The sequence below is a fragment of the Nostoc sp. genome (assembly GCF_036917515.1).
In the GTDB taxonomy this organism is placed as follows: domain Bacteria; phylum Cyanobacteriota; class Cyanobacteriia; order Cyanobacteriales; family Nostocaceae; genus Nostoc.
Map to the genome: position 1 here is coordinate 1 of NZ_JBALDE010000006.1, position 9405 is coordinate 9405.

The 9405-nt window shown below is 38.8% G+C and carries 7 protein-coding genes and 1 pseudogene; 5 read left to right on the plus strand and 3 right to left on the minus strand.

Annotated features, from left to right (window positions below; translation table 11 throughout):
- The first annotated feature begins 692 nt into the window (after window positions 1-692).
- Complete coding sequence (locus V7K89_RS00455) at window positions 693-1430, plus strand: hypothetical protein (protein ID WP_335183789.1); 738 nt, start codon at window positions 693-695, stop codon at window positions 1428-1430.
- Window positions 1431-1463: 33 nt separating this feature from the next.
- Window positions 1464-1955 (plus strand): annotated as a pseudogene (locus tag V7K89_RS35695) (hypothetical protein).
- A 75-nt stretch (window positions 1956-2030) separates the two neighbouring features.
- Here the strand turns inward: V7K89_RS35695 and V7K89_RS00465 are convergent.
- Window positions 2031-3356 (minus strand): ABC transporter substrate-binding protein, encoded by a 1326-nt coding sequence (locus V7K89_RS00465; protein ID WP_335183791.1) that lies wholly within the window; start codon window positions 3354-3356, stop codon window positions 2031-2033.
- 303 nt (window positions 3357-3659) lie between these two features.
- Between V7K89_RS00465 and V7K89_RS00470 the strand changes: the two genes are divergently transcribed.
- Together V7K89_RS00470 and V7K89_RS00475 are read left to right on the plus strand one after the other, a co-directional pair.
- On the plus strand, window positions 3660-4403 hold the full coding sequence (locus V7K89_RS00470) for a class I SAM-dependent methyltransferase (RefSeq protein ID WP_335183792.1): 744 nt from the start codon (window positions 3660-3662) through the stop codon (window positions 4401-4403).
- Window positions 4404-4502: 99 nt separating this feature from the next.
- Window positions 4503-5570, plus strand: a complete 1068-nt coding sequence (locus V7K89_RS00475; protein ID WP_335183793.1) for a glycosyltransferase family 4 protein — start codon at window positions 4503-4505, stop codon at window positions 5568-5570.
- A gap of 28 nt (window positions 5571-5598) precedes the next feature.
- On the opposite strand, the gene V7K89_RS00480 is transcribed toward V7K89_RS00475, so the two are convergent.
- Window positions 5599-6495, minus strand: a complete 897-nt coding sequence (locus V7K89_RS00480; protein ID WP_335183794.1) for a S66 peptidase family protein — start codon at window positions 6493-6495, stop codon at window positions 5599-5601.
- A 26-nt stretch (window positions 6496-6521) separates the two neighbouring features.
- Window positions 6522-7994, minus strand: coding sequence for a D-alanyl-D-alanine carboxypeptidase/D-alanyl-D-alanine endopeptidase (gene dacB, locus V7K89_RS00485; protein ID WP_335183795.1), 1473 nt, complete (start codon window positions 7992-7994; stop codon window positions 6522-6524).
- A gap of 213 nt (window positions 7995-8207) precedes the next feature.
- Between dacB and V7K89_RS00490 the strand changes: the two genes are divergently transcribed.
- On the plus strand, window positions 8208-8807 hold the full coding sequence (locus V7K89_RS00490; protein WP_335183796.1) for a hypothetical protein: 600 nt from the start codon (window positions 8208-8210) through the stop codon (window positions 8805-8807).
- The last annotated feature ends 598 nt before the right edge of the window (window positions 8808-9405 follow it).

Sequence of the window (9405 nt, forward strand, 5' to 3'; positions counted from 1 at the left end):
AATAATGCTTCTAAACTAAACATAGGGCAGGTGCTGGATTTAACGCTATTTTCAGCTTACTACCTGCTCCTTTCCTTATCCCGAACTCAGGTTAGCTATGAAAAACTGGTTTCATTACTCCAACAAATTAGAAATAATTTACAAAGATTATGAGGTCTTTATATATGACTGATGTTGGGTAAAACAAGCTCAAAGAGATAAGTTTATCTTTAGGCTTTGTGATCCTATTTTGAGTTTTTTAACTCATAAAAGATACGGTGTATATACTAAAATCTGTTTAAAGATTATGTGAAGGATTTTGTGCAATTCTAATGGGTAAGACAAAGGCATCTAAAATTACTCTTGATCGCAATCAAGGTTAAAAACCAACAAAAAATCACCATTTCTCGTTTGCCTTATTTTTCAAGACTCAAAACGATGTCTATGATCAGCTACCCCTAAATAGATAGGTTAATGAAATTATTTCCAACTCTATTGAGAATAGACTTATATTATTGACATAATATCCTCACCTTAGAGAAGTGATTAGTGGCGAGTGGCGAGTGGGAAATGGAAAATAGGGACTAGTGATTGAGAAATAGGGTAAAACAAGAATCAATATTTAATTGAAGATTGGGCATTGGGCATTAGTTATTCTCCCCGTGCTCCGTGATTTCCCTGATCTCCCTATTCCCTCACTCCTCTAACTTCTTATGCAAACTGACTCTAACAGTCCCGATCATCTTGCATCTGCTAATAATAAGCCTAAGCCAGGAAAATATTTGATTCCGCGATCGCAGCGACAGAGGTTTTTTATTCAGTTTACCTTAATGACTCTCATCGGATGGCTTGTGGGTGGCGTTGCCAGTATCGCTTTAGAAAAAATTATTCTCCAAAGTCTTTCACCTAACGTTGCTATCCAACCACAAACATGGAGCATTTTAGTTAGAAGTCTTAGTAATATTATATTTGCCGTGATTTTTGCCGCTGACCAGAGCCTTGCTATTTACCGATATTTACCGAGTTGGCAGTGGCTATTTGCTACTAGTGTAGGTTGGTTGATTGCCAATGGTGTTTCTACAGCCTGGATTAACTACATTTCAACCATTGCCTCATCATCTCCAGAAGATACTTTGATTTTTGGATTTTTGTCTGCGATCGCATATATAATCTCTGGAATTTGGCTAGGGATTTGCCAATGGCTGGTATTGAGGCGATATACAACAGACATTTGGTGGTGGAATTTTTTACCCTCAATTTCTTTCTTCTGGATCGCTATTTTGGTTTGGTTGCTTTTTCTTATGCAAAATTTGATTCCAGAAACTTACCGTACTCCCATACTATATTGGAGTGGACAAGGATTGACAGCAGTTATTTTAGGAGCCATACCAGCAATTGGTTTGTGTACATTGAAAAGAAATTTACATCCCAAAACTGGAGTTTATTCCTAACTTTTATCGATATATTCCATAATTTTAATATTTATAACTCGCCCGCCTATTCTCCAACTCGGTGAAAGTTATACATTTAGTAAGTATTTTGAATTACCTTATGCCCCAGCAGATACAGCAGTTTTCATTTGCATAAAGTACAAAGTTACGGCTTTTGAGGCAGGAGGCAGGAGGGAAGAGGGTTTAAGTCTATTTAATTTTTCTTAACATAGTTTGGTTTTTCCACATCGTTCTACTTACTATATTTCATCTTCTAACTCACTGTTAATAGTTGAAGCCAAGCAATCCGATTTAAGCCGGGGGTTTACTCAACTTGCAGTTGAATTGATCGCACTCGATCAATGGACAGATTTGCAAACAGCAATTTTGTATAGTGCTGTAACAAATGGAGAAGATTGGCGATTTGGAATATTTTATCGGCAAGATAAACGGGTCATGCAAGATATCAAACTTTATCGCGTTCCAGAAGGTTTGGAAGAATTAGTGCGAGTGCTTGTAGGAATTCTTACCAATGCTAGTAGTTAGTTATCTACTCAAGTCACTGCACCCCAAAGAATACAACCAGTTCCCCAATCCCTAGTACCCAATACCCAGTCCCATTTATTTGTCATCCCAAATTAGCTCTAAACGCTCTTGTGATATCTTGAGCGCTTTTTTTGCAGACTCTCCTAGCAATGTAGCTTCTATAGCTCGACCAAGACTGTCAGAAAGACGGCTATATCCAGCAATAATCGGTCGAGCGCCAGCTAGAGGAATTTGTTCCACAAACACTTTTAACAAAGGTTTTTGGTTGATGAATTGTTGATAAGCTTCACTTTGAGTAGCTTTAAGGTTAACTGGTAAAAAACCAGTTCCGATACTCCATTCTTTTTGGAATTCTTCACTCAAAACATACTCTAAAAATTTGAGTGCAGCTTGCTCTCTTGCTGGTGTGGTCTTCATCAAATACATATTTCCAGTAGCTGTCGCTGTAGCAGGCTTCAGCTTCATCTTTGTAGGTATAGGAAATACGTCAAAGTCAACATTGGACTTCATTATATAAGTCCAAGGGCCTGTAATCTGCATAGCAACGCGACCTGCAATAAAAGCGTCTTCTTCATAACCTCGCTCTGGGGAAGAAAGTGTTGCTGAACCATCTTTTAATAGGTCTTGCCAAAATTGTAAGGCTGCGATCGCTCCTGCATTCGTCAAATTCGGACGGTTATTAGTAACAACTTCTCCGCCAGCACTCAATAAAAAAGGGAACCAACTAAAGACAGTCCATTCTTCCTTTCCTAAAGGCAGTAACATTCCGTACTGTTCAGGTCGATTGTCGCCATTGCTGTCTATGGTCAATTTTTTGGCAACTTCCCTCAACTCTTCCCAAGTCTTAGGAATTTGCGTAATTCCCGCAGCTTGGAAAAGCTTAGGTCGGTAAAAAATGCCTAAATTGCTTGTGTAGAGGGGGATTGACCAAAGATGACCGTCTAATTTTAATTCTTTCCATAAGTTGGGACTAATTTCCGACTTCAATGGCGATTTGTCCAGCCATTTTTCTAAAGGTCGAATTGCCCCTAGTTCCACAAACTGACCGGTCAATTGAGGGTCGAATGACAGAATATCTGGAGGTGCATTGCCCACAACTGCTGTTAATATTTTTGGCAATTGGGGTTGACCTATGAAGATAGATTCCACCTGAACATCAGTATGAGTCTGATTAAATTTATCTACTAGTTTGTTAAATACATCTCGATTAGTAGGAGGATTGATTGATTGCCATAGACTCAGATGAATTACTCCGTCATTCCTCTGGACTGTCCCCTGACAACCAGATAAAAATATCAAAAATATACTCAGAATAATTCCCATCAACAAAAACCGCCAAACAAAATTGGTCAACTGGCGGGAAAAATTCGGAATTAGGGATTGGAAAAGGGTAACTTTCATGTCAACTTTTAGATTTGTTAGGCATCTATCACTTCACCAAAATAGTGCTGAGTGCTGAGTAAAAAGTAAAATTAATTGCACTCAGCATATATGGTAGTCGCGCCCCTAAATTTATTTTTTTCGAGACACGTAGTGGAGGCAGCCGCACAGGAAGGGTTTCCCGACTTGGGTGGACTGCTGTCAAGAAAAAATATTGCTCCAATATACTATATTTTGTCTCAATATTTACGAGTGCTAATAAGTTATACTGATAATTATTTATTGTAAAATATAATACGTTAACTTATTTGTAACATAACTTTTATGGTAAATTCTACCACGCCCTCTTTCTTAAGTAGCTTTTTAGAAAATTCATTTCACTTCAAGCATCATCTACAAGATTTTTTACATTTAGATCCAGAAACTGTAGAGACAAAGTTAGCAGCAGCACAAGAAGAAATAAAAAACTTAGGACACAAAGATTTTAATTGGCAAGAAGCAAGTGCTTTCTATCGCGATCGAGTAGGAGAACTTTACTTATTTGAATTGGGGGCTTGGCATCTGTCAAGTCATGAGTATATTGGAGATATGTTGCGGTTGATTGCAGATTATGCCCAAGGTCGAGTGTTAGATTTTGGTGGTGGAATAGGAACTCATGCACTTGGTGCTGCTCTTTGCCCACAAGTTGAACAAGTAATATATTGTGATATTAATCCGATCAATCGTGATTTTGTTCAGTATCGAACTGAGAAAATGGGACTGGACAAAAAAATAGTATTTGCTCTTGAAATGCCTGCAAAAGATAAATTTGATACGATTTTATGCTTTGATGTTTTAGAACATTTGTTAGATCCTAGCCAGCAGTTATTACAATTTTATCAAGCTTTGAACTCTGATGGTAAGATGATAGTGAATTGGTATTTCTTTAAAGGTGTTAATCAAGAATACCCTTTTCATTTAGATGATCCTAAAGTAGTAGAAACATTTTTCCATACACTTCAGAGTTACTTCTTAGAGGTTTTTCATCCTTACCTGATTACAACCCGTTGCTATCGCAAGCAAAGTTAAATTCGACTTTATGTCTTTTAGGTGAAGCCATACCAAAACCCAATAAGTACGTTGTTTAGGTGAAAAAATGATGTTTATGAAAATATATTAACGACAAAAATGTACCATAAATTATTATTGATATCTACTCCAATGGGTGCGTTAGGTTCAGGATTGGGAGGTGGAGTTGAGTTGACCCTATCTAATCTTGCTATAGAGATGCTACGGCGAGGACATCAATTAGAAATTGTTGCACCACAGGGTTCTGTCAGTAATTCATTACCTATTAAAGAAATCTCTGGAGAACTAATACAGATACCAGCCCAAAATCAGAGTCGTAGCGATCCGATTCTGCTGCATAAAAATTCCGTTTTAGCGAATATGTGGGATTATGCTCGTCAAGTGCAAGCAGATTATGATTTGATTGTTAATTTTGCTTATGATTGGCTGCCATTGTATTTAACACCCTTTTTTAATACTCCTATCGCCCATTTCATCAGTATGGGTTCTTTAACAGATGTTATGGATGAGATTATTGAACAAGTAGCAATCAATTTTCCGGGTACTATAGGTGTTCACAGTCAAACACAGGCAGCTACTTTTACATTTGCACAACGGTGTATTTGTCTGCTGAATGGTTTAGATTTATCTATTTATAAATTTTGTCCCGAACCAACTCAGAGCTTGGCGTGGGTAGGTAGAATAGCTCCTGAAAAAGGACTAGAAGATGCAGTAGCAGCAGGAGAAATCACTGGTATTACACTGAAAATATTCGGTTTGAAACAGGATATATCTTACTGGGAGAAAATTTGTCAAAAATATCCTAATGCTCCCATCGAATATGTAGGATTTTTATCAACGGTTGAGCTACAAGAGAAGTTAGGCCAATGCCGATCTCTTTTAGTGACTCCTCGTTGGGTAGAAGCATTTGGAAATGTAGCAATAGAGGCCCTTGCTTGTGGAGTGCCTTTAATTGCTTACCGTCGAGGTGGTTTAACAGAAATTGTCCAAGAAGGTAAAACTGGCTTTTTGGTGGAACCTGATAGTGTTCAAGGTTTAGTAGAAGCGATTAAGCATTTAGATGAACTTGACCGCCAAGCTTGTCGCCAGCAAGCAGAAACTTTATACTCTTTAGAAGCTATGGGCGATCGCGTAGAACAATGGTTTCAAAAAATCCTGAAAAACTGATATAGTACTAATCAATATCTGCGCTCAACTATGGCGCAATCGCTAATATTCCCGCATCCCCATCTAAAGTTACCTCTACACCCACTGGTAAGGCTGCATTGGGATTATCATGACCAAAAGGCAAATCGGAGACAATGGGAATACCCAAATCACCCAAGCGATCGCGCAATACTTCTTCTACACTAAAACTAGATATCATTGGTGGCGCTTCACAGCGAGTAAAACCGCCCAAAGCAATACCGCAGACTTGAGACAAAGCACCACTCAAACGCCACTGCGTGAGCATCCTGTCAATCCGATAAGGTGCTTCGGTAACATCTTCCAACGCCAGAATTACACCATCTAGATGTGGTAGGATTGGTGTACCCAAAAGGTGAGTAGCCACCGTGAGATTTCCTGGTAACAAAGTACCATTTACCACACCACCACCCCAACCGCAACCTTTGAGAGGCGTGAAAGAACTAGCTTCTACCCAATCGAATAATCGCTTAATTGACCAATCTGGCTCATCTGCCAAAGTTGTCATTACAGGGCCGTGAACGCCGGAAATTCCTGCTGTATAAAGGCTCCATAATAAAACTGTAATATCAGAAAAGCCTATCAGCCACTTGGGAAGCACTGAGGTTGACCAATTCCAATTTTCTAAGATGCGGGTGCTGCCAAAACCACCTCTGGCACAGAGAATACCACGACAATTAGGATCTTGCCATGCTGCTGCTAGCTGTTGACGGCGATTTTCGTCAGTTCCAGCTAAATAACCATATTTGTCATCTATCTGAGGACTGACTTGTAAATGATAACCACGCGATCGCCAAATTTCTAGACTCCGTTTAAATTCTTCAAATTCTCGTAAAGCACCACTAGGGGCAATTACTCGTAGTAAGTCTCCAGGTTTTAGGGGCGGTGGTAAGATTTTGGCTGGCATGAAAGTTAGGAGTGAAAAGTATCATATTAACAATGCTGTAACTGTGTTAACAATACAACAACTTCATCAATTGCCTGCCGTATAACTGTTGCAGATTGATCCGACTGATTGACGATAATACTAAAAACTAACGGCTCATATTTCGGCGCATTCATATATCCAGATAGAGAAACTACACCTGTTAACGTACCTGTTTTTGCTTGCACAATGCCCTCAGCAGGTGTATCTTGAAAGCGGCCTTTCAGAGTTCCACTTTTACCAGCCACGGGTAAAGATGCACGATATATATATGCTGTTGGGGTTTTTGCCATTCCCCGCAGAGTTTGGACAAAAGCTTCTGGTGTCACTAAGTTACGCCGTGATAAACCGGAACCATCCACTAAAATATAATTTGCTGGATCGACTCCCAACTTAGTTAAACTTGCTTTGACAACTTCCAAACCGACATCAGCACTAGTCTGATTTTTCAATCTGATTTTTTTCACAGCTAATGCTCTCAGCAATGCTTCAGCATAAAGATTATTACTATTCTGAAGAGTTTCTGCTAATAATTTAGCTAAAGGTGGCGACTCTACAAATGCTATTTCTCCTTGATTCACACCACCATTTGCTACTAATGTTTGTCCCAAACTAATTTTTTCTGTTGCTAAGGCAGTACGGAAGCGTCGTAAGAAGTAATAATTAGGATCGACTACAGGCAAATCTATTAAAGAGGGTTCAGAATTCGTTGTCAGTTGTCCTTGAATTTGTAATACTGTTCCTGACAATTCGCGGGTAACATTGACATAGGTTGGTTGATTTTGGGGAACGGTTACTGACTGATTAATTATCCGCCACTGTTTCGCTTCGCCAGGATCGAGCCACAATACTTGCAAAGATTTACCCACAGCTTGTGGTACAAGTTTGAAGCTAAAAATATTTTGATTCAAAATAAAGCTGCTGACTGGTACACCATCACTTGACTGCACATCTTCCCATTGCCAGGTGGGATTAACAATATCACCTTGAATATAACTATCGTCAGCAATCAACTGCTGAATTTGGGTAATACCTTTCTGTTTTAACTGTTGTGCCAATTTTTGCAGTTCAGTATCACTTAAACTAGGATCTCCCCTGCCGACAACACGTAAAACACCATTACCATTCTGATAAATAGAGGTGCGAATCCGAAAATTAGCACCCAATTCCTGCAACGCAGCTGCTGTTGTTAGCAATTTGAGGTTAGACGCAGGAGTAAAATATTTTTGAGCATCTCGACTGTAAAGAGTTTGTCCAGTTGACAGAGGTTGTATCAAAATTCCCCAGCGCCCCCGACTAAATAAGGGACGATTGATTACAGTATCTATGGCTGTTCCCAGTTGGCTAGAGCAAATTGATTTTGTGGTAGTTGTTGGTGCAACTGGGGTTTGTGCTTTTGCAACTCTAGAACTAAATCCTATTTGGCTAGTCAAAAATATTAACAAAATACCTAGTGGTTGATTTAAAGTCTTAAGTCTCACCAATTTTCCTTATCCTAAAGACAGATATTTTTAGTTTACGAACAATTTCTTTCCGGAGAGAGAAGAATTGCCTCAGTAAAGTTACTTAATTAGTATAAGGAAGATGTTCACATGTTTCATATATAGGCGATCGCACAAACATAATTTATGGGACTGCAAAATAGAAACCTAAATCAACCTGCATATACAGAAATACGAAATCGAGGCAACGGCGTGAGTACATTTTTATCTGGTGTAGCTGTATTACTCTCTACTTTGGCTTTGGGATGTAGCGGCTATGTAGCTTATGAAGTTTTCACGTTGCGGCAGACACTAAATACTACTAATACAGCCAGTAACACCATTCCTACTCCAGTGCCAAATCTTACAGCGACAACTTCTCCACAAGCAACAGTTTCTCCATCCCCAGCTAGTACTACAACATCAGCAATTAGCCCTGGTCAATTTGTGCAGCCCGCTTTTGGCAAAAAGGGAGAAGTTGAGTTACTTTCAGCAAAACGAATTAAAGATCCAGAAACTGGAAACCGTGATGTGGTAAATGTGCAAATGCGTATTCGTCGCCTTGCCACAGACGGAGTTGTTGGTAGCGATATTATATCGGTTGCTAGTACAACAGCCCGCAATCCTGACACTAGCGTAACCTACAAAGGAGTTGCTCTTAATCGCTCAACAGGAAGCGTTTCATTGTTCCCAGTACGTCCACAAGCCTCGGCAGATGCTTATATCTGGCTAAGAGTTCCCGATGGTATCAATAATTTGGACATTTTTGTGCCAGATACAGCCGCATTTAAAAATGTACCAATTTCCTTTTAGCTAGCTAACTGATATCAAATAACTCCCCATTAAGGGGAGTCAGTAGTGATTAGTCGTTGATTATACAAGATAATGCTTTAGTTCTCTAAACAATAGTCTGCAACTGCAAGCAGCAGTCTGAGAGATAAGCAAATTTATAAAACCCTTTTTAATTACCTTCTCTTTCACTCCAAGAGTAATTTTGCTGACTGCAATTGATGCAGTTAAACTCATTGCATAGTTTGCAAAATTAGGTTTAGTATTGCTTCTAACTGTGGTTAAAGTTCTTTCTGAAGTATTAGTAAGAGCGTATCCCAAAATAATTTTAAATATTTTAAATAAATAATAATATAACGTTACAAGGCTAGCGAATAGATAACAGGTAATTCTAATTAGTATTAATTATCCAGGATAGAAAAGAATCCGATGCACTAACATTAGCAGTTTTGCATTCTTGACAAGTTAATGAAAAAGCTCTATTTTGGGTAAATAGTAATCGCTCAAGGATATTTTACCCTTCGTTATATTAGAGGATGTTTTAAAAGTGAGGGGCTATTGTAAGAAAACTCACAAGGCTTAAGCTGAAAGATTGAAGATATCAGCACCTTGTGAGCAAATG